At 53.0% G+C, this 24,692-nt stretch carries 20 protein-coding genes; 14 read left to right on the top strand and 6 right to left on the bottom strand.

Annotation, left to right across the window (positions count from 1 at the left end; translation table 11 throughout):
* Positions 1-10: 10 nt before the first annotated feature.
* The 8 genes from F0P93_RS12930 (at position 11) to F0P93_RS12895 (ending at position 12,116) form a co-directional block, all read left to right on the top strand.
* Positions 11-817, top strand: coding sequence for a molybdopterin-dependent oxidoreductase (locus F0P93_RS12930; protein WP_150876835.1), 807 nt, complete (start codon positions 11-13; stop codon positions 815-817).
* Positions 818-1,081: 264 nt separating this feature from the next.
* Positions 1,082-3,340 (top strand): S9 family peptidase, encoded by a 2,259-nt coding sequence (locus F0P93_RS12925; RefSeq protein ID WP_150876834.1) that lies wholly within the window; start codon positions 1,082-1,084, stop codon positions 3,338-3,340.
* Between the two features lie 640 nt (positions 3,341-3,980).
* Positions 3,981-7,151, top strand: coding sequence for a SusC/RagA family TonB-linked outer membrane protein (locus F0P93_RS12920; protein ID WP_150876833.1), 3,171 nt, complete (start codon positions 3,981-3,983; stop codon positions 7,149-7,151).
* A 21-nt stretch (positions 7,152-7,172) separates the two neighbouring features.
* Positions 7,173-8,639 (top strand): SusD/RagB family nutrient-binding outer membrane lipoprotein, encoded by a 1,467-nt coding sequence (locus F0P93_RS12915; RefSeq protein ID WP_150876832.1) that lies wholly within the window; start codon positions 7,173-7,175, stop codon positions 8,637-8,639.
* A gap of 24 nt (positions 8,640-8,663) precedes the next feature.
* Positions 8,664-9,164 carry a hypothetical protein gene (locus tag F0P93_RS12910; protein WP_150876831.1) on the top strand — a complete coding sequence of 167 codons (501 nt, stop codon included), beginning with the start codon at positions 8,664-8,666 and terminating at the stop codon, positions 9,162-9,164.
* A gap of 31 nt (positions 9,165-9,195) precedes the next feature.
* A complete protein-coding gene (locus tag F0P93_RS12905; RefSeq protein WP_150876830.1) occupies positions 9,196-10,344 on the top strand; it encodes a pyridoxal phosphate-dependent aminotransferase in 1,149 nt (382 codons plus the stop codon).
* Positions 10,345-10,418: 74 nt separating this feature from the next.
* Positions 10,419-11,444 (top strand): 3-dehydroquinate synthase, encoded by a 1,026-nt coding sequence (gene aroB, locus F0P93_RS12900; protein ID WP_150876829.1) that lies wholly within the window; start codon positions 10,419-10,421, stop codon positions 11,442-11,444.
* Between the two features lie 135 nt (positions 11,445-11,579).
* Positions 11,580-12,116 (top strand): DUF4136 domain-containing protein, encoded by a 537-nt coding sequence (locus tag F0P93_RS12895; RefSeq protein WP_150876828.1) that lies wholly within the window; start codon positions 11,580-11,582, stop codon positions 12,114-12,116.
* Positions 12,117-12,214: 98 nt separating this feature from the next.
* On the opposite strand, the gene gldA is transcribed toward F0P93_RS12895, so the two are convergent.
* Positions 12,215-13,156, bottom strand: coding sequence for a gliding motility-associated ABC transporter ATP-binding subunit GldA (gene gldA / locus F0P93_RS12890; RefSeq protein ID WP_150876827.1), 942 nt, complete (start codon positions 13,154-13,156; stop codon positions 12,215-12,217).
* A gap of 155 nt (positions 13,157-13,311) precedes the next feature.
* Here gldA and F0P93_RS12885 point away from each other — a divergent pair, with 155 nt between their 5' ends.
* Both F0P93_RS12885 and F0P93_RS12880 read left to right on the top strand, forming a co-directional pair.
* On the top strand, positions 13,312-13,755 hold the full coding sequence (locus F0P93_RS12885) for a lysozyme inhibitor LprI family protein (protein WP_191908802.1): 444 nt from the start codon (positions 13,312-13,314) through the stop codon (positions 13,753-13,755).
* Between the two features lie 11 nt (positions 13,756-13,766).
* Entirely contained in the window at positions 13,767-15,434 is a 1,668-nt protein-coding gene (locus F0P93_RS12880) for an amino acid permease (protein WP_150876825.1), read from the top strand.
* Positions 15,435-15,792: 358 nt separating this feature from the next.
* Here the strand turns inward: F0P93_RS12880 and F0P93_RS12875 are convergent, their stop codons facing one another.
* From F0P93_RS12875 to panC, 5 genes are all read right to left on the bottom strand, one after another.
* Complete coding sequence (locus F0P93_RS12875) at positions 15,793-16,479, bottom strand: zinc metallopeptidase (RefSeq protein ID WP_191908801.1); 687 nt, start codon at positions 16,477-16,479, stop codon at positions 15,793-15,795.
* A 148-nt stretch (positions 16,480-16,627) separates the two neighbouring features.
* Complete coding sequence (gene rfaE2 / locus F0P93_RS12870) at positions 16,628-17,116, bottom strand: D-glycero-beta-D-manno-heptose 1-phosphate adenylyltransferase (RefSeq protein WP_150876824.1); 489 nt, start codon at positions 17,114-17,116, stop codon at positions 16,628-16,630.
* A gap of 119 nt (positions 17,117-17,235) precedes the next feature.
* Positions 17,236-18,252 (bottom strand): lysylphosphatidylglycerol synthase transmembrane domain-containing protein, encoded by a 1,017-nt coding sequence (locus tag F0P93_RS12865; RefSeq protein WP_150876823.1) that lies wholly within the window; start codon positions 18,250-18,252, stop codon positions 17,236-17,238.
* A 114-nt stretch (positions 18,253-18,366) separates the two neighbouring features.
* Positions 18,367-18,714 carry an aspartate 1-decarboxylase gene (gene panD / locus F0P93_RS12860; RefSeq protein ID WP_138994988.1) on the bottom strand — a complete coding sequence of 116 codons (348 nt, stop codon included), beginning with the start codon at positions 18,712-18,714 and terminating at the stop codon, positions 18,367-18,369.
* 114 nt (positions 18,715-18,828) lie between these two features.
* A complete protein-coding gene (gene panC / locus F0P93_RS12855) occupies positions 18,829-19,671 on the bottom strand; it encodes a pantoate--beta-alanine ligase (protein ID WP_150876822.1) in 843 nt (280 codons plus the stop codon).
* Positions 19,672-19,871: 200 nt separating this feature from the next.
* Here panC and F0P93_RS12850 point away from each other — a divergent pair, with 200 nt between their 5' ends.
* From F0P93_RS12850 to F0P93_RS12835, 4 genes are all read left to right on the top strand, one after another.
* Positions 19,872-20,681: a glycogen/starch synthase gene (locus F0P93_RS12850; RefSeq protein WP_150876821.1), complete on the top strand. Its 810-nt coding sequence runs from the start codon at positions 19,872-19,874 to the stop codon at positions 20,679-20,681.
* The gene (locus tag F0P93_RS12845; protein WP_191908800.1) at positions 20,638-22,062 is read left to right on the top strand and encodes a DUF4270 family protein; all 1,425 of its coding nucleotides are present in this window, start codon (positions 20,638-20,640) and stop codon (positions 22,060-22,062) included. The genes F0P93_RS12850 and F0P93_RS12845 overlap by 44 nt, the downstream gene beginning before the upstream one ends.
* A 208-nt stretch (positions 22,063-22,270) precedes the next feature.
* Positions 22,271-24,124, top strand: a complete 1,854-nt coding sequence (glmS, locus tag F0P93_RS12840; RefSeq protein ID WP_150876819.1) for a glutamine--fructose-6-phosphate transaminase (isomerizing) — start codon at positions 22,271-22,273, stop codon at positions 24,122-24,124.
* A gap of 124 nt (positions 24,125-24,248) precedes the next feature.
* Positions 24,249-24,620 (top strand): Rid family detoxifying hydrolase, encoded by a 372-nt coding sequence (locus F0P93_RS12835; RefSeq protein WP_150876818.1) that lies wholly within the window; start codon positions 24,249-24,251, stop codon positions 24,618-24,620.
* Positions 24,621-24,692 lie beyond the last annotated feature (72 nt).

The raw sequence follows: 24,692 nt of genomic DNA, 5'->3' as shown, positions 1-24,692 counted from the left end.
CTGAACCACTATGGCTACTGTTGACGATACCGAAGAAAAGCTTCCCGAAAAAAAGCCGCATCGCGAAGAGCTAACCTCCGACCAGCAGATCCGGCGTCGGACCCTGAAAGCGTTTGCGTTGTTCGGTCTGGCTGGTGTTATTCCCTTTAGCCTCTGGAAATGGATCAAGATCCAACCCAAAGAAGCCGGGTTGCCGAAGGTGTTCCGCGAAGTGCTGAAGGTGAACGAAGAGGTGGCCAACGGCTATTTCAGCAACGCAAATCTGGCACCGACGTTTCCGAAAGACTGGGCGGTTAAAAACGTGCGGGTGAATGGCCGGGACGGTTTGCGGAGCGCGATCGATAAAGACGCCTGGCGACTGAAAGTGGAGCAACCGGGCCGGAAAGCCCGGTTGATTTCGCTCGACGAGCTGAAAGCGTTGCCCAGGCAGGAGATCATTTATGAGTTCAAGTGCATCGAAGGCTGGAGTCAGATTCAACATTGGGGCGGGGTGAACTTTGCCGAATTTGCCAAAAAATACCAGTTGGGGCAGAAAGACGGCTCGGAAGCGTGGTATCCGTACGTCGGCATGAAAACGCCCGATGGTGGCTATTACGTCGGCATCGACACGCCCAGCGCCCTGCATCCGCAAACGATTCTGGCCTACGAGATGAACGACCAGCCGCTGACCGATCTGCACGGCGCGCCCCTGCGTCTGATTATTCCGGTGAAATACGGCGTCAAAAACCTGAAACGCATCGGCAGCCTCTGGTTCAGCGACGAACGCCCCCGCGACTTCTGGGCCGAACGTGGGTATGACTACCACGTCGGGTTGTAGTCTCTCCGAATTGCAATTTTGGCCAGCAACGTGAAGCCTGAAAGGCTTATATCATTAACCCCGGATGTAAGCCGGGGCCATCCGCCACGTTCCGAGTGCGTCCCAACCCTGAAAGGGTTGAATCATGTCCCGATGGTATAACTCCGTCGGGGTAACGCCCTCCCCGGATAACATCCGGGGCTAGTGATGTAAGCCTTTCAGGCTTTGGGTGGTTGGTAGAGATCGGCTTTTTGTTATCTTCGGGAGTCATTCAGAAACAAACTCATGAAGAAACTTCTCCTCCTCACAGCCGCTTTCGGGCTGTTGTTTCCGTACGCTCACGCCCAAACCGGCAAACAGAAGATTACCGTGACCGACCTGACCCGCATCCGGCAGGTTGGGGGTGTCAAAACCTCGCCCGATGGTAAACACGCGGTTTATACACTGACGACGATTGAACCGGATGCCGAGAAAAAAGACGAATACGAGTATAAGACCCATATCTTCCTAACCGGCTTAAAGCCCGGTGATCCAAAACCGCTGACCAACGGCAGCGAAAGCGCCCGGCAGCCCGACTGGTCGCCCGATGGCCAGTCGATTGCGTTTGTGCGGACGGTGAAAGGCAAATCGCAGATTTTTGTGATGCCGCTCGATGGGGGCGAAGCTTGGCAGTTGACCAAACTGAGCTACGGAGCTTCCAGTCCGCAATGGTCACCGGACGGCAAACAGATTCTGTTTACCACCAGTGCTTCCTTGTCCGATATTCTGAAAGATTCGCTGCTGAACCAGGGGAAAACCCTGCCGGCCTGGTCGTTGGAAAAACCGGGTTTTGCCACCAATGAGTTTATCAAACCGGACAAAACCGTGAAGGCGAATCCCGACGGATCGCTGGCCGAAATCCGGGCCTATCTGAACAAGGATGTGGAGGATAAAAAAGCAAAAGTCATCAACCGGCTCAATTTTCAGGGCGAATCGACCACCGAACCCGAGCTGAGTTTTACGCACCTGTATGCCGTTGAGGTCAAAGAGAACGCAACGCCGAAACCGTTGACGCGCGGTTTTTATTCGTTTCAGGCCCCGGTCTGGATGCCCGACGGGCAGGGGATTCTGGCCGTAACCGACCGCGACACCCTCCGGCATCCCGACCGGGAGCAGGATGCCGCGCTGATCTGGCTGGCCGCCGATGGGTCGGGCAAACGGATCAGCCTGTTATCGGAAGCCGGGAAAACGTATTTCTCGCCCTCGGTTTCGCCCGATGGTCGCCAGTTGGTTTTGCTGACCAATTCGGCGCAGGGCGTTAATGCCGGGCAGCTTGCCATGGCTGCCCTAAACGGTACGTCGGTTTCTGATTTACAGGTGGTTGCCTTCGACCGGGCAGCCGGCAATCTGAAATGGGGAGCGGTGGCGGGTTCGAAAAAGAAAAAAGGCACCTCAACAACAGCGTATGCGGTATTTTTTACAGCCTCATCGAACGGCGGAGCGCCACTCTACCGGCTTGATCCGGCCACAAAGCAAGTAACGCAATTGTCGGATTTCGACAGTGGAATTAGTGCGTTCGATCTGGCGGGCGATCAGGTGGTGTTTGCCAAAACCGCCGTCGCCAATCCATCGGAACTGTACTTGGCAGCTTATACGGGTGCTACGACGCAAAAACCGCTTACCGCCAATGCGGTTAAACTGAGCAATCACAACGACTGGGTGGCCGGAAAAGCGTTGAGTTTTCCGGAAAAACGGACCTATAAAAATTCGAAAGGGCAGACGGTCGAGTACTGGATTATGAAGCCCACGGCAATGGCCGCAAACGAAGCGTCCGCTTCCACGAAAAAATACCCCTTACTGCTCAACATGCACGGTGGCCCGACGGCGATGTGGGGACCCGGCGAAGCGTCGATGTGGCACGAATTTCAGTATTTCTGCTCGCAGGGCTACGGCGTGGTGTATGCCAATCCGCGAGGATCGGGCGGCTACGGAATTGATTTTCAACGCGCCAACGTCAAAGACTGGGGAACCGGCCCGACTGAAGACGTGCTGGCAGCCGCGACCGATGCCGCCAGAGAAGCCTGGGTCGATACGAGCCGGCAGGTGATTACGGGCGGTTCGTATGCGGGCTATCTGACGGCCTGGATTGTGGCCCACGACAACCGTTTCAAGGCGGCTTTTTCGCAGCGCGGGGTGTATGACCTCACGACCTTCATGGGCGAAGGCAATGCGTGGCGGCTGGTTCCAAACTATTTCGGGGGTTATCCGTGGCAAAAGCAGGTTGCAGAAACGCTGGAAGCCAATTCGCCGTACACGTTTGTCGAAAACATCAAAACGCCCCTGTTGATCAAACACGGCGAAAACGATCTGCGGACGGGCGTCATCCAGAGTGAAATGCTTTACAAGAGTCTGAAAATACTGGGTCGCCCGGTCGAATACGTGCGGATGCCCGGTGGTACACACGAGATGAGCCGAACCGGAAACGTTCGGCAGCGGATCGACCGGATGCTGCGGATTTACGAGTTCTTCGAGCGGTATGTCGGCGAAAAGAACAACCGGCAATAGATAGAAACGCGGATTGGACGGATATAACGGATTGAAGCCGATTTTATCCGTGGGAATCCGTTGCATCCGTTCAATCCGCGTTTCTATCTATTGGATTTTAAAGAGAAATAATTTTACGTTACCAATGGTTACATTTGGCAAATGATATTTTTTTGAAAATTTTGTACGTATATACTTAAAAAAGTGACAATTTAATTTGGCAAATATATTGTTTTGCTTACTTTTGATTTATCAACAAACCACAGTGACTTCTTTCTTTCTACAGGGCAATCCGCTGGCCGCACTACCGGAAAGCCCTGACCGGATCACGCATTTCCTGCATGGAGCAGGGAGGGTCCGAGTTCGCTGCCTGAGCAATTCAGCGCAGTTCAACCATTCCGTTTAGCCTTAATCAAACCAATTACCGACAATCTGGCCGGCACGGTTTTGCTTTGTCCATTCGGACCAAAACAGCACCAGAAAGTTCGGGCAAAGCACTGAATCCGGAGCCAATCCGAATTGTCAGTCATTGTCATGCGCCCGGTTGCGGAGGGCGGTTCGGCGAAGCGGCCAGTGTCCGGCCGTCCAACGCTCCGGGTTTGCATGACAGTGGACGTGTTCAACTATCCATCTTTAACGTACTTTGTTAACCTAGCTAATTATGAGGAAAACGCTACTATTACTAGTAGGGATGATCTGGTTGTCGGTAGTGGTTGCTACGGCCCAGACGCGTACGCTTAGCGGTACCATTCTGGCGGCAGAAGAAGGGCCTCTCCCCGGGGCCAATGTCGTCGTGAAAGGCAGTACGACCGGAACGACCACCGACAATGAGGGCAAGTTCACCCTGAAAGTTCCCTCCGAAAACGCAACCATTATCATTAGCTCCATTGGTTTTCTGACCGAAGAAATCGTCATCGGCAATCGCTCTACCCTTGATTTAACCCTGAAAACGGACGTCAAGTCGCTGTCTGAGGTCGTGGTAACGGCTTTTGGGGTGGAGAAAGAAGTGAAATCGCTCGGCTACGGGGTGCAGGAAATCAAAGGCACGGCACTCACCGAAGCGCGTTCTTCCAACGTCGTCAACGCCTTGTCCGGCAAAGTGGCTGGTTTGCGGGTTAGCTCCAACGGCGGGCCGGGTAGCGGTTCCACCATCCAGATTCGGGGCGCATCGTCAGTTTCGGGTAATAACCAGCCGCTGATTGTGGTCGATGGTGTACCAATTCAACAATCCTTCGATAAAACGTACGGTTCCGGAATTTCGGAAGTGAACCCGGATAACATCAAGGAAATGAGTATTTTGAAAGGCCCGAATGCGGCTGCTCTCTATGGCTCACGGGCGGCTAACGGGGTCATTCTGATTACGACCAAAAACGGATCGGGAACAAAAGGCATCGGTGTTGAAATCAACTCCAACGTCACGTTCGAACGCCCGTGGATCAAACCCCAATTCCAGAACACGTATGGTGGCGGAAATGGCTATCGCACCTGGTATAACGACGGCTGGTCGGGCGCCATTACCGATCCGCTCGAAATTCAGCAATACCGGGCGGCTTATCCAACGGCTCCGCTGACCGGCACCGAAGGCACCGACGAAAGCTGGGGAGGACCCATGGACGGTCGGCTGGTTCGGCACTGGTGGTCGGGCAAGGAAGTGGCTCCGCTGACGCCCAATCCCAACAACTGGGAAGATTTCTGGCAAACCGGCCAGACCATTACGAACAGCGTAGCGGTTTCGGGCGGGAACGACAAGGGCAGTTTCCGCTTGTCGGCCGGTCGGATGGATCAAAAAGGATTGGTGTATTACAACGACTTCTACCGGAATAACTTCAAATTCAACTCCGCCTATAACTTCACGCCGAAATTTAGCGCAACCGTTTCGGCGGAATACATCAAATCAGGCGGTAACCGGAGCTACAGCAGCGGTCAGGAATTCATTTGGTCCCACCGGCAAACGGACTGGACCAAACTCCGAAACTGGCGGGATTACACCAGCGTTCACATTCAGCGGGCATTGCCCGGCAAACCCGCCGACAGTGATCCTCCAAACTGGCAGCACACGTTCTTTACCAATCCGTATTTCTCTTCGGAAATGCTGCCGTCTAACAACGAAAAAGACCGGCTGGTGGGCAACATCGCGCTGAACTACAAAATCCTTCCATCGCTGAGTCTGATGGTGCGGAGTGGAACCGACGTCTGGACCGATACGCGGATCAGTGTCAACAATTTCGAGCGGGTTCGGAACGGAAACCGGACGCCCGGTGCTTTCACGGAAGAAATTCTGCGTCGTCAGGAAACCAACCACGATGCCATCCTGACGTTCAACAAAGCCCTTAATTCGGATTTTTCGACCAACATTCAGGTTGGTGCGATTTCCCGGACAAACTATTACAAACGCAATTCGCTCGCCGTGGGTGAATTGGTTGTCGACGGGCTCTACAATGCTTCCAACGCCAACCCCAGCCGGAACACGGCCCAGAGCGCGATTGAAAAGTCGCAGGTTAACAGCGTATTTGGATCGTTGGAAGTAAGCTACAAAAACGCACTCTTTCTGAACGCCACGGCCCGCAACGACTGGTCGAGCACGCTGCCCTCAGACAACCGCTCGTATTTCTACCCATCCATATCGGGGAGTGCCGTGATCACCGACCTTCTGAATGTGCAGAGCAATGTGATTTCGTTCGGTAAAATTCGGGCGAGCTGGGCGCAGGTTGGAAACGATGCGCTGCCCTACCAGTTGCTGCAAACGTTCCGGGCCGGAACTTCCTGGGCGGGATCGACGCCGGAGTTTTACGAAAACACCCAGATTGCCAACTCCACGCTGCGGCCGGAAATTACGACCGGAACCGAACTGGGGCTTGACGTCCGCTTCCTGAAAGGTCGGATTGGCCTGGATGTTACGTATTACGATCAGCTCTCCCGCGATCAGATTCTGGCCGTTGAAATCTCGAAATCAAGCGGGTATAACTCCCGCGTTCTCAACGCCGGTAAGATCTCCAACAAAGGGCTGGAAGTGGTGCTGACCGGTACGCCTGTCAAAACCGCCACCGGTTTTAGCTGGGAAACGACCCTGAATTTTTCCCGCAACCGCAACAAAGTGCTCGAACTGGCCGAAGGGCTGACGACCTATACCCTGGCCACCCGGCAGGGATTGATCACGGAAGCGCGGGTTGGACAGCCGTACGGCAGTTTCTTCGGAACCGGTTTTGAAAAAGCCCCCGATGGACAGCGGATTTACAATGCCAATGGCTTGCCGGTGGTTTCGACCACGCCCCGCACGCTGGGCAATGTGCAGCCAAAATGGACGGGTGGCTGGTTGAATAGCCTGACCTTCAAAGGCTTCTCGGTTTCGGCCCTGGTGGATGTGAAATGGGGTGGTGACTTCTTCGACGAAGGCACCGGAACCGCCCGCTGGACGGGTCAGTACGAAGAAACCGCCGTGGGCCGCGAAGAAGGCGTGATTGGCAAAGGTGTCTACAACGCCGGAACCGCCGAAGCACCGAACTACGTCCCCAACACGGTGATTGTTCCGGCTAAAACTCTCATTGCCTATAACAACCCACGCAGCTACCACGAAGCGTCGATTTATGACGGCAGTTACGTTAAACTCCGCGAGGCTACGATTGGCTACCAGCTACCGGCGGGTTTCCTGAACCGGGTCAAAATTCGCTCGGCCAAGATCTCTCTGGTGGGCCGCAACCTGGCGATGCTGTTCAAAAACACCACCCACGTCGATCCTGAAGTGGACCGGTTCGGGGCTAACCAGCAGGGATTTGCCTACGGCGAATTGCCCAGCTCGCGCAGCATCGGTGCCAACCTGAGTCTGTCCTTTTAATTCCGACCAAACGATTTGACTATGAAGATCATAAAAGCACTTTTTGTGAGTATCGGTTTGATGACGCTGGCGGGTTCCTGCACATCGGAGTTTGACGAAATGAACGTCAGCCCGAACGATCCGACCGCCATCAGCCCCCAGTATCTGTTGCCCTATGCCCTCGAAGCGTCCGTTGACCGGTATTGGGGCGTCCGGACCCGTTTCGAACGGTTGAATCTGGATGGGGCCATGTGCTGGATGCAGTATCTGACCCGCAACATCTACTCGAACGAGGGAGATAACTACGAAGTTTCGGTTGGTTTTTACACCAACAACTGGAAAGGGTTTTTCAACGACGCTCAGGTAAACTACCAGCGGATTATTGCATTGGCCGGACCGGGTGGCAAATTCGAAAATGCCAATTACGAAGGCGTGGCACTGGTGATGCGGTCGTGGGTCTTTTCATTGCTGGCAGATGTCTATGGCCCCATTCCGTACACCGAGGCTCTGAAAGGCACGGCTGAGACACCCAACTACACGCCGGTTTACGATCCGGTCGAAACGGTGTATGCCGGTTTGCTCAAAGACCTGAAAACCGCCAACGAAAAGTTGAGCGTGACGGGCCCGGGCATTGCCGGTGATATTCTGTACGGTGGTGATATTCTGAAATGGAAGAAGTTTGCCAACTCACTGCGGTTGCGGCTGGCAAACCGTCAGGCCGTGAAAAAATCGGCGGAGTCGAAAGCCGTCATGGCCGAGATTCTGGGCAATGCAACGATGTATCCGGTTTTTACGAGCAACGCTGATAACGCCAAACTGACCAACTCCGCCGTATTGCCCAGCAACAACGAGTGGCACCAGGTGATGATTCAGGACGGCCGGACCGACTGGAACATCAGTAAAACCCTGGCCGACCGGCTCAACGAACTGGGAGACAGCCGGATTACGGTGTATGCCCAGCCCAACAAAGCCGGTAAATATGAAGGCCACGCCAACGGATTGCCCGATGCCGTTGCTACGGCCTACCTCGGAACGAGTTCCTTACTGGGAACGTACTTTACGGCCCCGACGGCTCCGGCCGTGATCATGACGTTTTCGGAACTGAACCTGATTCTGGCCGAAGCCGCTGCGGATGGCGACATCACGGGCAGTGCGCAGACGTATCTGGAGAAAGGCATCACCGCTTCCTTCGACCAATACGGTTTGACGGTACCCGCCGGGTATCTGGCCAAAGTAGGAACCGCTACCAAGACGACCATTATGGAGCAGAAATGGATTTCGTTGTTCGGACAAGCCATTGAAGCCTGGACGGAATACCGCCGGACGGGTTTGCCGGTGCTGCCCGCGAAAGATGCCCGGTCGGTTTTCTCGAACGATGGCGTTTTGCCAACCCGCCTGAAATACCCCACTTCGGAGTATTCCCTGAACAAAGCGAGTCTGGATAAAGGCATTTCCCTGCTCGGTGGAGCGGATGACATGAAGTCCAAATTGTGGTGGGTTGAGAAATAATTATAATTAACCATGAAGATGCGTATGAAGAGCTATAAATACCTTATTTTAAGTGGCTTAACGGTCGTAAGCAGCCTGCTCGCCGGGTGTGAAAAAACCGAGGATCCCTTTGTCGATCGCGTCGTTGCGCCGGTTCTGGTGCTGGTCGATGGAGCCTCCGATGGGGGTGGGCAAACCGCTGAACCGGTGGTGACGCAGAAAATCACCGCACCGGTCGTGATGACCGTGAAAATTCTGGAACTGGACAAAAGCGGTATTCTGGACTATAAGGTGGGCATCGACTCCATTCCGGTAGCGTCATTAACCGTCAAGCTGATGAAACGCGAAGTGAAAGGCACGGCGACCGTCATGACGGCGATTGCGGATCTGAAAACCGATGCCACCGGAAAGGCTACTTTGACCAAAACCTGGGCCGAACTCGGTATTGCAGCGCCCGCCGTCGGGAGCAGTGTGTCACTGACCTGGATGGGCGAACACAAAGGCCAGGCGTTTTCCCGGTTGTCGCGGGTTCAGGGGGTAAATTAAACGAAAACAAATATCTAACCACTTCTTTATTATGTCTCTTAATCGTCGTGAATGGCTCCGCTCCGGATTGCTCGCGGGTGTCGGTTTAGCCGCAGCTCCGGCCGCGTATTGTGAACCCTGGCTGGACAAGGCTGCGCCAGCCGGTGTCTTACCGCCAACGGCTCCCAAAGGTGCGCTGAAAGCACGTCTGTCGGCCAACGAAAATCCGTATGGTCCATCGCCAAAGGCGTTGAAAGCGATTAACGAAGCCGCTTCGGATGGCTTTTTGTATCCGTTTTCCTACGGCGCGCAATTGCAGAAAATGATTGCGGATGAGGAGGGGGTGGCACCGGAGCAAATTCTGCTTTCGGCGGGTTCGGGCGCACTGCTGCACGCAACGGCTTTGCAGTATGCCTATGCCAGTCCGGGCAGCAGCGTTCTGTCGGCCGACCCCACCTACGAGTCACTTGTTCGGGCGGCTGTGATGCACGGCATGACGTGGGACAAAGTACCCCTGACCAGCGGTTCATACGACCACAATCTGGAAGAAATGGAGAAGAAGGTCAACGACAAAACCGGTCTGGTTTACATCTGTAACCCCAACAACCCGACGGGCGTTACGATCAATCCGGAAAGCCTGCGGGCGTTTGTGGACCGCGTTTCGGCGAAAAAACCGGTATTTGTGGATGAAGCCTACATTCATTACACCGGCGATCCGAAGAAGTACACGGTGATCGAAAACATCAAAAAAGGCCAGAATGTAATGGTGGCCAAGACGTTCTCGAAAATCTACGGCATGGCCGGTTTGCGGATGGGCTACATGGTGGGTCAGCCGGATACGCTGAAAGCTATCTCGAAGTGGGGCGGTGGAGCCGGTAACCTGAGCATGACCACGTTGCGGGCTGCCCTGGCGTGTTACAAAGACGAAGAATTTATCAAATATTCACTGGGCAAAGGACTGGAAGCCCGTGAGTTTCTGTATGCCACGCTGAAACAAAACGGCTACACGTATCTGCCATCCGGCACGAACTTCGTGTTGTTTCCGATCCGAATGAAGGGCGACGATTTCACCAAGAAAATGATGGAAAACGGCGTGAGCGTTCGGCAGTGGAAGTTCGACGGTCAGTTCTGGTGCCGTGTGAGCCTCGGGACGATGGATCAAATGAAATACTTCGCCGATGCGCTGAAAGTTATTTCCTAAGTCCCGACGGACTTTCGTACCTTGAAATCGCTCCTGAAGACTTACCTTTGGGAGCGATTTCTATATAACCACCTATGTCCGTTCACATTTCACCCCTGGCCGAAAGCTTGCCGGCTTTTCTAAAGCAGCACAATTATTCGGCCATTGCGGTTCTGGCCGATGCAAATACGAAGCGTCTTTGCTATCCGGCGATAAAAAATTTTTTACCGAAACATAAGATTATTACGGTTCGGGCAGGGGAAGAATTCAAGAATTTAGCGACTTGCGAAACCGTCTGGCAAGCCCTGACCGACGCCCAATTTGACCGTCACGCCCTGCTGATCGATCTTGGAGGGGGCGTAATTGGCGATTTAGGCGGTTTTTGTGCCGCAACCTACAAACGGGGCATCGATTTTATTCAGATTCCAACCACCTTATTGTCGCAGGTGGATGCGAGTGTAGGCGGAAAGTTAGGTATTGACTTTCACGGATTTAAAAACCATATTGGGGTCTTCAAACTACCGGAAACCGTTCTGATCGACACCCTTTTCTTTCAAACCTTACCGGAGTTGGAATTGCGGTCGGGCTTTGCCGAAATCATCAAACATTGTCTGATTGCCGATGCGGCCAAATGGAATGTCATCCGTCGCCGGGATCTGCACCAGCAGGACTGGAACGATCTGGTGGCGCATTCGGTGGGCGTGAAAAAAAATATTGTCGAGCAAGATCCAAACGAGAAGGGAATACGTAAAGTATTAAACTTCGGTCACACGCTGGGACATGCGCTCGAAACCCATTTTCTGGCCGATCCCAAGCACCGGTTGCTGCATGGTGAAGCCATTGCCGCCGGTATGATTGCCGAGGCTTTTATCGCCAAGCGCAAAGGGTTGATCGAAACAGGATTGCTGGAACAGATTGAAGAGTATCTGTTTTCCATCTATGGCCGTGTTAAACTCACGGATGCCGACCTGGAGCCGGTGTTGAAGCTGACGTTGCAGGACAAGAAAAACCGCAATGGCGAGGTTCGGATGGCCTTGCTGGACGGACCGGGAAGTTGCACCTACGATGTGCTGGTGACGAAAGCAGAAATGCGCCGGGCATTGGATTATTATCGAACCTAAACTAGTCTGTAAGCGGGCCGTTCAAACGGTTTTTGAATCTTATAGCTAGACCATTACTATACCAATAGTACCATTCATTTTTAACCAGTTTGTCTATACGATTCTAACTTTACAACCCTGTTAAACAGTCCGTTTATGAAACATTTTATCGGCGTTCTTGTGTTACTGGCTGTGGTTTCGCTGGCCGGATGCATGCCTGGGAAATTATTCGTTGAGCACGATTACAGCTACGAAGGGCATTTTAAAAACTATGAATCTTTTAACTTTCTGGAATGTGAGTACATCGACTCCACCCTGCTTTGCTCGGACATTCAGGAAGCCATTCGTCACCAAATGGAAGCACGGGGCTACAAAGTGGCCAACCGGGGTCCCAATCTGCTGATTTCCTACAATATTTTCCGCAACGATCTGCGTTTCAGAGGGTATCAACAACCGGTTATCAAGGACTGGGTGGTGAGTGAAGATGGCGATGCCACCTACAAACGCATCGACTACAACCTTGACGAGGGAACGCTGATGATTTCATTGATTGATGCCGAGACCTATCAGGTGATCTGGAAAGGCTACGCATCGAGGGTCACCCGAAATCCGAACTTCAAGAACAATTACTTCAAAGGCATTGTCCGATCCATCTTCGACCAGTATCCATTGCTGGCGACGGCCCGAAAGTGAAGTAAAAATTAAATACTGAATACCGAACGCTGAATAGCGAATAACGAAATAAGGAGGCAACGCCACTTCGTTATTCGCTATTCAGCGTTCAGTATTCGTTATTGATTGGTCGGTGTTGTCAATTGTTTAAATACCCCCTCCAGATTGCTTTCCAGCTGTTTCAGGCCGACGAGGGTGAGGTTTTTGTCGGCGGCTAACCGGAAAACAGCAGCTCGCAGGTCGCTGTCTTTGTGAGCCGTCAGCCGGTAGCGGTTTTCGCCAAGGGGCTCGATCCGCAGAATGCCGGGAAGCGTGTTCAACACCGCAACATCCTCGAGACCCTGTTCAAACTCGGCCACAATAGCGACCGACCCGTCGGACGTTTCCCGCAATTGACTCAATGGCCCATCCGCCACAATCCGGCCCCGGTTGATGATGATGACCCGCTCGCAGAGGGCTTCGACTTCCTGCATGATGTGGGTTGAAAACAACACGGTTTTTTCGCGGCCCACTTCCCGAATCACCTGGCGGATTTCCGTCAGCTGATTGGGGTCGAGTCCCGTGGTGGGTTCGTCCAGAATCAGAACGGGCGGGTTGTGAATCAGCGCCTGCGCCAGCCCGACGCGCTGCCGGTAGCCTTTCGACAACTGCCCGATTTTTTTGCGTTGCTCCAGTTCCAGCCCCACCAGCCCGATCATCTCCGTGACCCGCCGACTCAGCCCGGAACCCCGCAAACCGTGGAGCGATCCCGCGAAGTGCAGAAACTCCTTCACGTACATGTCGAGGTAGAGCGGATTATGCTCCGGCAGATAGCCCAAACTTCGCCGTACATCGATTGAATTCGTGCGAACGTCAAAACCATTCACGACAACCGTGCCTTCGGTAGGGGGCAGATACGCCGTCGCAATTTTCATCGTCGTGGACTTCCCGGCCCCGTTGGGACCCAGAAATCCCACGATCTCACCCGGCTGAACGGAAAAGGAAATGTCGTCGACCGCGCGCTGGGCCGTTTCGCCGGTTTGGGCGTATCGTTTGGTCAGGTTTTGTACCAGAATGGACATCGGTCAATACGAAAATGCAAAGAGACAGTGTACAAGGTAAAAAAACAATGGAATGTCCCTGTATTAACGGCGTTTTTGGGAAACCGCTTTTAATACCAAAAACAATTTTTATTTTTAGCCTTCCGTTCAACCTGAAACGGGTTGAAACAACTGCAATGAGAACGAAGCACATCGGCATGGTAGTGGGCTGCCTGATGGCCATCAGTACCTGGGCGCAGCGACCGGCGGCCCAAAGTCCCGCACTGGAACACATCGATATTCTCAGTCATCCGCCGGATGTCCTCACCAACTGTGACAGCGCCCAAACGCAGACGGAGATGAATTTATGCGCCCAGATGCGGTTTCAGAAAGCCGACCACGAATTGAATGCGGTTTACAAACAGTTGATCGGGCTGGTTTCGAAAGACGAGAAAACCATCGTGATGGAAGCCCAGCGGCAGTGGATCGTTTACCGCGATGCCCACTGCAAAATTTACGAGAAAATGTACGAAGGTGGTTCCGCGTTGCTGATGGTGATTGCCAATTGCAAGGAAGCCACCACCCTGAGCCGGATTGCCGAATTGAAAGAATTAGTAGCCGAACGCAAACTTAGACAATAGACACCAGCCTTATGAGTGACTCTGTATTCCGGAAAAAATCGGTTGTAAAAGCCATCGCCGATGTGGACGAAGGACATGCGTCACACATGAACAAGGTGCTGGGCGTCCGCGACCTGACTTCGTTTGGAATCGCGGCCATCATTGGAGCCGGTATTTTCAGCACCATCGGACGGGCCAGTGTCAACGGCGGTCCGGCGGTCTCGCTGCTGTTTGTCTTCACGGCCATTGCCTGCGTTTTTACCGCCCTCAGTTACGCCCAGTTTGCCTCCACCGTGCCGGTCAGCGGCAGTGCCTACACCTACGCGTACGTGTCGTTCGGGGAGATTTTCGCCTGGATTATCGGTTGGGCGCTCATTCTGGAATATGCCGTCAGCAACATGGTTGTAGCCATTTCATGGTCCGAATATTTTACGTCGATGCTCGAAGGGTTCGGAGTTCATTTTCCGTCGTACTGGGCCACGGACTATGGATCGGCGGCTAAAGCGTATGCGCTCGTGCAGGCCAGTGCCACACCCGCTGAGTTACCGGCGCACACCCGGGAACTGGCGCAGGCTTTTCAAGATGCTCCGGCACTCGGAAGTTTGAAATTCATTGCCGACTTGCCCGCCGGTTTTGTCACGGTTTTGATCACGGCTTTGGTCTACGTCGGCATCAAGGAATCCCGGGCTGCCAGCAACCTGCTGGTGGTTCTGAAACTGGCCGTCATCGGTTTGGTCATTGCCGCCGGAGCCTTTTACGTCAAACCGGAAAACTGGTCACCGTTTGCACCCAATGGTGTTGCGGGGGTGTTGAGCGGAGTAGCTTCGGTGTTCTTTGCCTTCATCGGTTTCGATTCCATCTCGACTACGGCGGAAGAGTGCAAAAATCCGCAGCGTGATCTACCCCGGGCGATGATTTACTGTCTGATTATCTGTACGGTTCTGTACGTGCTGATTACGCTGGTGTTGACCGGGATGGTAAATTACAAGGAACTGGGCGTTGATGATCCACTGGCGTATGTTTTCCAGAAAGTGGGGCTCGACGCGATTGCGGGGGTGATTTCGGTTAGTGCCGTTGTTGCCATCACCAGCGCGTTGCTGGTATACCAACTGGGTCAGCCCCGCATTTGGATGACCATGAGCCGCGATGGCTTGTTGTGGCCGCGTTTCTCCAAAATTCATCCGCGCTACCGGACGCCTTCGTTTGCCACCATTGTAACCGGTTTTCTGGTCGCCATCCCGTCGTTGTTTCTCGATATGCAGTTTTTTATCGACCTCACGAGCGTCGGAACCTTCTTCGCCTTTATTCTCGTTTGCGCCGGTATTCTGTTTCTGGACGCCAAGGGCCTTTCCAAACATTCGAAGTTTAAAGTACCTTACATCAACGGCAAATACATCATCGGCCTGGCGCTGGTCGTCGCGATGTTTCTGGTTTTGCGGGCGGGCGGTCTGCTGAGTGGGATGCAGGAAAAACCGTTGCTGGCGGTTTTCTGGCTTACCTGGGCGCTGTTCTCTGTTCTCTCGTTTCGGTACAATTTCTCCCTTCTCCCGGTTTTAGGCATTCTGACCAACCTCTATCTGATGACTGAACTGGGCATCAGCAACTGGGCCATTTTCCTGGTTTGGCTGGTCATCGGTCTGGTAATTTACTTTTCGTACGGCTACCGGAAAAGCAAACTGGCTGCCGAAACCGCTCCGTAACCAGCAGTTTTAAACCCTGAATAGAAAAATAATGCAATAATTTATTAATTGATTGTACAGGCAATAATAATTAATACTATCTTGTGACCCGGAAATCGTGGCGGTCTATTAACGGTTTAAGCGGTTTTCCAATTGGAATTAATCTTTACATCTCGCAATAATGCAGAAAGCCTATAGGGTCTCCCTATGGGCTTTTTTATCGCAGGGAACGGGGTCTGGATGCCCCTAAATCCCCTTAACTGGACTTGGACATAGCTTAAACTGAATGCAAAAGTCCCCTTTAGGGGATATCATGCAAAAGAGGGTACCACGCTATTTTACGTAGTACCCTCTTGACAAAAATAAATAAATTCTAAACTTAGTCGCTCCGGCGACCACCCATCAGCAGACTGGCGTAATACAGCAGCGTGGCCAGCGAACCGAGTGCGGCTACCACGTAGGTCATGGCCGCCCACCAGAGGGCATCTTTGGCAAAACCGTATTCCCGCTGGTTGACGATGTTCCGGCTTTGCACCCAGGCTAGGGCCCGGCGGCTGGCGTCGAATTCGACGGGCAGCGTTACAAAACTGAACAGCGTCGTCACGGCAAACAACGCCACCCCAACCGCCAGCGGAATGATGGTGGTGTTGATCAGCAAAATACCGATCAGGATGATCCATTGCAGGTAACTCGACGAAACCGTCAGGAACGGCACCATCGCCGAACGCAGTTTAAGCGGACCGTAGGCCGTCGCGTGTTGCACGGCGTGACCGCATTCGTGGGCTGCCACAGCCGCAGCCGATACGCTTCGCCCGTAGTAGACATCGGCGCTCAGGTTAACGGTTTTATCCTGCGGGTTATAGTGGTCGGTCAGCATTCCTTCCACCGAGAGGACGCGAACGTCGAAAATGTTGTTTTCATGGAGCATTCGCTCGGCAATCTCCTTGCCACTCAAACCGTTGCTTAGTCCGATTTGTGAATACTCGTTAAACTTGCTTCGCAGACGCCAGCTAATACCGGCACTCAGGAGAGCGAAAATGATGAAAATAATCCAGATTCCAGGCATAATTCAAGAAAGACCGGGGTCGCCGGTGCGATTAAGAGTACATGGTTAAACAGTAGTGTGGATCACTATACTAACTTAACAAATATCACCAAAAAAACAGTTCATTGTTTATCCATACAGGCAACCGTTGATCCCGGTTTTGGGAAAATCATCCTTCCGGGTAAGCGTGGCGGATTTTTCCAATTAGCGCCGTGGTGGAATAACCCGCCACGAGCGGAATGGTTTGCACCCGTCCGCCGTTTTCCAGCACAAAATCAGCACCCACGATGGCACTGACGGCGTAGTCGTCGCCTTTGACCAGCACATCCGGTTTCAACGCCTGAATCAAGTCAAGCGGTGTGGACTCACCGAAGAGAACGACCGCATCGACAAACGCCAGCGAAGCCATCAGTCGGGCGCGGGCGTATTCGTTGACAACGGGGCGCAGTGGCCCTTTGATGCAACTGACAGACGCATCGGTATTCAACCCCAGAATCAATTTGTCGCCGAATTGACGGGCTTTTTCCAGGTAATCGACATGACCCAGGTGCAGAATATCGAAACAGCCATTCGTGAAAACCAGTTGCTGCCCCTCAGCGTGCCACTGTTCGGCTAACGCAACGGCCTGATCCCGGCTGAGGATTTTGGATTCGGTCATTTTGTTTTAAAGGGTTGAAGGATGGTTAAACATGGTTAAACATGGTTAAATGGTTGGATGGCTTGTTTTTAAACAACCATTTTTAACCATTCAACCATGTTTAACCATCCATCTTATCATCACTCCGCGCCAACTACCTGTTGCGGATTTCGGCCTTTCAGCATCACAATCAGGAAACTCAGCGCGCCCAGCACCACGACGTAGAACCACTGCGTAAACAGCATCAGCGTCGCCAGCGTGGCCCCATCCTGGTTACTGATCCCGTAAAGCGCCAATGCTGCCCCAACCAGAATGTTGAACGTTCCGGCACCGCCCTGAACGGGAGCGGCCATTCCCAACGCACCCATGATCAGAATGGTCAGACCCGCGCGCCAACCGAGGTCGGCGGTTTGGGGCATGGCCGAAAACAGCACAAACGACATGAAATAGTACATTGTCCAGATCAGCACCGTGTGAAGAATGAATGCCCAGGGGTTTTTCAACTTGCGGACACTCAGCAAGCCTTCAAGCAGGCCGACCACAAACTTTTCAACGCGCTGGTAGAACGGTTTCTGACGAAGAACCTCTTTGTAACGGGTGTAAAAAACCCAGATCATTACCGCAAACCCAAGCAGACAGCCAACCAGAATGACCAGCAACCAGGTGTTATCGCGCAGACCGGCCATGTTGAATTTGGATGCGAAAAAGTCCATCAGGAACGTGCTGAGCCGGTTGAATTCGATCAGAAAGGTGGCACCGAGGAGGAGAAACAGCACCACGACATCGATAATCCGCTCGGCCACAACGGTACCGAAACTGACATTGACGGGAACGCCCTCCAGCCGGTTGAGCGTCCCGCAGCGGGTGACTTCGCCCATGCGCGGCACCACCAGATTGGCAAAATAACCGGTCAGAACGCCCAGGGTCGTGTTGACAATCGCGGGCCGATAGCCCACCACCGGTTCGAGCAGCAGACTCCAGCGATAGGCCCGGCTCCAGTGGGCCACTACCGTCAGCAAGCCCGACACGGCAATCCAGGTATAGTCGGCTTTGCTGAACGCGTCGAACATGGCCGCCCGGTCGATGTCCTTGAACACGTACCAGAGCAATCCGGCGGCAATGCTGAGCGAAATGCCGTATTTTAGAATGTTTTTCAAGGGCTAAATGGTTTTTATGGCTCTGATGGTTAAATGGTTAAGAATGGTTGAATGGTTAAAATTAGAGAGCCATTCAATCATTTTTAACCATCCAGCCAGCACAACCATTTAAATTTAAACTAATCGGTTATTGTTGTCGGGAAAAACCACCAGCGGTTTGTAGGATTTGGCTTCATCGGTGGTCATCATGCCGTAGGCAATGATGATGATGATGTCGCCGACCTGCGCGCGCCGGGCGGCTGCCCCGTTGAGGCAAATAATGCCGGAACCACGTTCTCCCTTGATCACGTAGGTGACCAAACGTTCGCCATTGTTGTTGTTGACGATATGCACCTGCTCATTTTCAAGCAATCCGGCCGCATCCATCAGATCCTCGTCAATGGTAATGCTGCCGACATAATTCAGTTCAGCCTGCGTTACCCGGACCCGGTGGATCTTGGATTTCATTACGGTAATAAACATAGTTGTAGTGACTGCCCGGTTTAAACGGACGGTCAAAAGTAGTGAAAAACCGTCCACCCGAAGCAGTTACCGCAAAAACAGCCCGCGAAAAGAGTTAGTTCAGCCGCCGGTTTGTCACAGGATGAGGTTGTCGATCAGCCGGGTTTTTCCCAGATGCGCGGCAATGCACAAGGCCGTTGCGCCCGGTGCCTGGAGTTGTTCAACGGGCTGGAGCGTGTCGGCATTGGCGATTTCGAAATACTCCAGCCGAAAAGCGGGATGGTTCTGTAAATAGCCTTCTACGGCGGTTTTGGCGGTATCGAGCGTGCCGTCGTTGCGCAAAATGTCCTGTGCCTGGCTCAATGCCTGGAAGAGAACGGGGGCTTCCTGCCGTTCGGCGGGCAACAGGTTGCGGTTGCGCGACGACATCGCCAGGCCGTCGTCTTCCCGCACGATGGGCATCCGAATCAGTTCCAATTGAAAACCCAGGTCGCGGATCAGCCGTTTCACCACCGCCACCTGTTGCAGGTCTTTCTGGCCGAAATACGCCCGGTCGGGCTGGATGATGTTGAAGAGCTTGGAAACCACAATGCCGACGCCGTTGAAATGCCCCGGCCGGAAGGCCCCTTCCAGCACGGTTTCGAGTTCGCCAAAATTCAGTTTCATCAGGGGATTGGTCGGGTATATTTCGTCTACTGACGGCGCAAAAACCAGGTCACAACCGGCTTCTTCCAGCAGTTGACAGTCGGCTTCGAGCGTGTGCGGATACCGGGCGAGGTCGTCGGGGTTGTTGAACTGCGTCGGATTGACAAAGATGCTGCAAACCGTGAGGTCATTCTGGGCTTTACAGGCGTCGACCAGGGTCAGATGGCCTGCGTGCAGCGCGCCCATCGTGGGGACTAGTCCGATGGAGTAGCCGGTCCTGCGTTGAGAATCAAGTGCTTGCCGTATACCGGTGATGGTTTCGTAGAGTTGCATATTAATTTTTTAAGGAATTGAGTTGGTCTGTCGCCGGATTCGGCCGAAGCGGGAATCTGGCGACGCGCGGTTTATGTTGACAAAACAGGAGTTTTTCTGGCGGAATTCTATTGAAATACCAGAAAAAATTGTATAATTTTGCAGATTTTTAATTTGTTCCGCTACGGCGGTGTATTTCACTAAAGCCCCCCAATCGTGTTATGAGCAAACTTCGGATTCTCTACGTTGCCAGTGAAATCAACCCTTTCCTCCAGACTTCTGCGGTGGCCGATTTTGTTCGGAAACTACCGCAGGCGATGCAGGAACGCGGCATGGAAATTCGCATCCTGGTGCCACGTTTCGGGCTGATCAACGAGCGAAAGAACCGGCTACACGAGGTGGTCCGTTTATCGGGTATCAATATTACGGTGGGCGATGAAGAAAAGCCGCTGATTATCAAGGTGGCCTCCATTCCCAATGCCAAGCTTCAGGTGTATTTTATTGACAATGAAGACTATTTCCAGCGTAAACACGTTTTTCTTGACAAGGATGACCGATTCTACGAAGACAACGACGAGCGGACTATTTTCTTTTGCAAAGGCGTTCTGGAAACCGTGAAGAAACTAGGTTGGTCACCTGATATCGTCCATTGCAATGACTGGATGACGGCCCTGATTCCGCTGTATCTGAAAACAACCTACAAAAACGACCCCATGTTTAAGGATACCAAGTCGGTATTCTCGGTCTACAACAACTCGTTCTCGTACCGTTTCGACGATGGCCTGGTCGAAAAGGCCAAGGCCATGGATGTGGATGAAGAGATGTTGAAATATCTAAAATCGGCTGATTATGACGGTTTTATCCGGATGGGATGTACCTATGCCGATGTGGTTGTAAAAGCCGACGAAGATTATAGCGAGAGTTTAAATACTATTTTGAATGATTTGTCCGACAAGAAATTTGAACTCGCCGAAGAAGGCCAGGAAGTTGCTGACCAATACTACAACCTTTATACGGAACTGGCGGGCTAACCGGGGCCGCCGGGCCGTTAGCACGATTCAACTCAGCTTGATGGCCGGCATGCTCGCGCTGGTGTCGGTGTTGGTGGCCTGCGAAGAGCCGAAAGACATTGGCCTGGCACCACCCACGGCCATTGGTGTGCTGTATACCGATACGCTGACCGTCAAAACGTCCACGATTCTGCTCGACTCGGTCGTCACCGACCGCAACAGCCGCTTGCTGGTGGGGCAATATACCGACCCGATTTTTGGCAAAGTTGTTGCCAAAACGTTCGGGCAGTTGTATGTCGAAGGCGGCAGCTTCAAAACAGAAGGTGAAATAATCTACGATTCCCTGCGCGTACTAGTCGGTTATTCGTATGTATACGGCGATACGACCCGGGCGCAGGAGATTCTGGTTCACCGGCTGACGGAAGATCTGGATTCTACCAAACGGTACACCAATGCGTCGTCAGTCGCGTATGCCGCCGAACCGCTAGCCAAAATCAAGCTGACACCAACCGCCGTCGGAGGGGCCGGTTATGCCCGTCTGCCCGACGCGCTGGGTCGTGAGTTGCTGGAGCTTTCCAAAGGATCCGGCATTGTTCAGGCGGACTTCCGGAAGGTGTTCAAAGGCATTGCCGTGGTTCCGGGTGCTACCAACACGACGGTTTTCGGGTTTTCCAACAACATGTTTGTCGAGTTGTATTACCACAAATCGGCGGATACGACCAAAGTGCTGAGCATCGACTTTTTCACGACAGCGGGTTTGCCTTCCTTCAGCCAGGTCAAGGTTGATCGTTCGGGAACGAAACTGGCGGCTTTGAGCCTCACGAAACCGCTGACGGGAGCCGACACGGGTGGTGAAATGTTTGTTCAAAGTGCCGCCGGTGTGACAACGAAAGTGAACTTTCCGACCATTGAAAACCTGAAGAAAGAAAGTGGCCGGATTGCCATCAACCGGGCTGAACTGAGCTTTTTCGTGAAAGGGAGCAGCCCCGGTGGGCCCGTTCCTTCGGTCATGACACTGGCCCAGACCGATGCCAACAACCGGCTTTTGTACACGCCGGAAGTCAGTACCGGAACCCGGCTGTTGCACTTGCTCCAGACCCAGTCGGGCACGTTTCAGACGGCCAATAAATGGTATTATCCGCAGATTGTTGGCTACAGCAGCCGTCAAAAGACTTACACGTTCGATGTTACGACGTATTTGCAGGCCATTCTGGTGGGTTTTCAGGCCAACAACGGTTTAGCACTGCTGCCGGCCACCAACACCTCCTTGATTACGACCAGCCAAACGACGGGAGCACCAAGTTTTCTGGCTCAACCTTACCTCAACAACCAGTTGAACGGAGCCATTTTAAACGCACCGATGAATGCGAAACTGGTGGTGTTTTATACGTACACGCCGTAACCTTAGACGAAAAAAACGGAGCCAGCTTCTTTCAGGAGCTGGCTTTTTTGTTTCTGTACTTTCCGGTTATAAATCGCGTGAATCAGCGGTTTTATTGGTATCTTTCCCAGAAAGAAGGGTGGTTTTGTCAACAATTTAGGAATGGAAGATCACTTTCTTAAATATTTTAAAAAGTAGTTTGTACAACACCATTTAAATTTAAAAGCCTATGTGTGGAATTGTCGCCTACGTCGGTCATCGCGATGCGGCTCCGTTGGTTCTAAAAGGGTTGAAACGACTGGAATACCGGGGGTATGACAGCGCGGGAATCGCCTTGCTCGACGTTGAAGAACCCGGATCGTCGGGATTAAAGGTATACAAGAAAAAAGGAAAAGTGGTTGATCTGGAGCACGAACTGGCGGGCAAGGCGTTGCAGGCCAAAATCGGGATCGGACACACCCGCTGGGCCACCCACGGGGCACCGAACGACGTGAATGCCCACCCACACGAGTCGCACGACCGGAAGCTGGCGATTATCCACAACGGGATTATCGAAAACTACGCGACGATCAAGCAAAATCTGATTCGCAAAGGCCATGTCTTTCGCTCTGAAACCGACTCGGAAGTGCTGATTCAATTCATTGAGGACATTCGGAAAGAAACCGGGTCGTCGCTGGAGGAAGCGGTCCGGCAGGCCTTGCTGGAAGTGGTCGGGGCCTACGCCATCGTGATCATTTCGGAGGAAGACCCGACGCAACTGATTGCCGCCCGGAAAGGCAGTCCGCTGGTGATTGGGGTCGGGGAGAACGAGTACTTTTTTGCGTCGGATGCCACGCCGATCATTGAATACACCAAAGACGTTATTTACCTGAACGATCTCGAAATTGCCGTCGTTCGCGCCGGGGAGCTGAAGGTGATCAACCTCGATAACACGCAGACCACGCCGTACATTCAAAAAGTGGAGATGGAACTGGAAGCCATCGAAAAAGGCGGTTTTGAGCATTTCATGCTGAAAGAGATTTTCGAACAACCCCGTTCCATTGCCGACAGCATGCGCGGCCGCGTTCGGGCGGACGACGGTCACCTGCAACTCGGCGGTTTGCGCGATTACCTGGATCAACTGGCGGCTTCGAAGCGGATTGTGATTGTCGGCTGCGGAACATCCTGGCATGCCGGTCTGGTGGCTGAGTATATTTTTGAAGAACTGGCCCGCATTCCGGTCGAGGTGGAATACGCGTCGGAGTTTCGCTACCGCAATCCGATTATTGCTGAACGGGACATCGTGATTGCGATTTCGCAGTCGGGCGAGACGGCGGATACGCTGGCGGCTATTGAACTGGCGAAGTCGAAAGGAGCAACCATTTTTGGTGTTTGCAACGTGGTGGGTTCGTCGATTGCGCGGGCCACGCACGCAGGCGCTTACACCCACGCCGGGCCGGAAATCGGGGTGGCCAGCACCAAAGCGTTCACGGCTCAGGTAACGGTTTTGACGCTCATGGCCATCGCTGCGGCCCAAAAGAAAGGCACGATTTCGGAAACGCTTTTCCGCCAGTTGCTGGCCGAACTGGAGCGAATTCCGGCGCTGGTCGACAAGGTGCTGCAAAACGCCGAGAAGGTGAAGGAAATCGCGTATATTTTCACGTATGCCAAGAACTTCATCTACCTGGGCCGGGGGCTGAATTTCCCCGTAGCACTGGAAGGGGCGCTAAAACTGAAAGAAATCTCGTACATCCACGCCGAAGGCTACCCGGCTGCCGAAATGAAACACGGTCCGATTGCGCTCATCGACGAGGATATGCCGGTGGTGGTGATTGCGACGAAGGACAGCTCCTACGAAAAAGTCGTCTCGAACATTCAGGAAGTGAAAGCCCGCAAAGGCCGTGTAATTGCCGTCGTGACCGAGGGCGACACCCAGATTCGGGAAATGGTCGATTTTGTGATTGAAATTCCGAACGTTCACGACATCCTGATGCCGCTGGTTTCGGTGATCCCGTTGCAACTGCTGTCGTATTACATCGCCGTGATGCGGGGCCGCAACGTCGACCAGCCGCGTAATCTGGCGAAGTCGGTGACGGTGGAGTAACAATAACACGAAAAAAAGCAGGGTCCGGTACGGTTTTCAAAACCGCATCGGACTTTTTTATTTACCATTCGATGAATTTGATTGCTAACTTGCAGCCCGATTTGCCTAAAATCCCACAATTCGTATGTCAACGAAAAAAATCATATTCTCCCCCGACGCACCCGCGCCCATTGGGCCTTATAACCAAGCGGTTATGGTAAACGGAACACTCTATGTTTCTGGCCAGATTGCCCTCGATGTCGCTTCGTCCGGTGATATCCAGGCCGAAACCCGCAAGGTGATGGAAAACATCGGCGCCATTTTGAAAGTAGCCGAACTCACGTTCGAGAACGTCGTGAAAGCCACCATCTTTGTCAAAGACCTCAACAACTTCGGGGCCATCAACGAAGTATACGGCAGCTTTTTTACGGCCGATCCGCCCGCTCGTGAGACGGTGGAAGTGGCGCGTTTGCCGAAAGATGTCAATGTAGAAATATCCGTGATTGCCGTACTTTAAATAATAGAAAGGGCCAGATGGAAGAAGTGAGTAACTACCGCTTTTTCCGTCTGGCCTTTTCCTCCCTTTTTT

It is taken from the genome of Larkinella humicola (assembly GCF_008727875.1).
Taxonomy (GTDB): Bacteria; Bacteroidota; Bacteroidia; order Cytophagales; family Spirosomataceae; genus Larkinella; species Larkinella humicola.
This window is presented reverse-complemented; position numbering and strand designations above follow the sequence as displayed.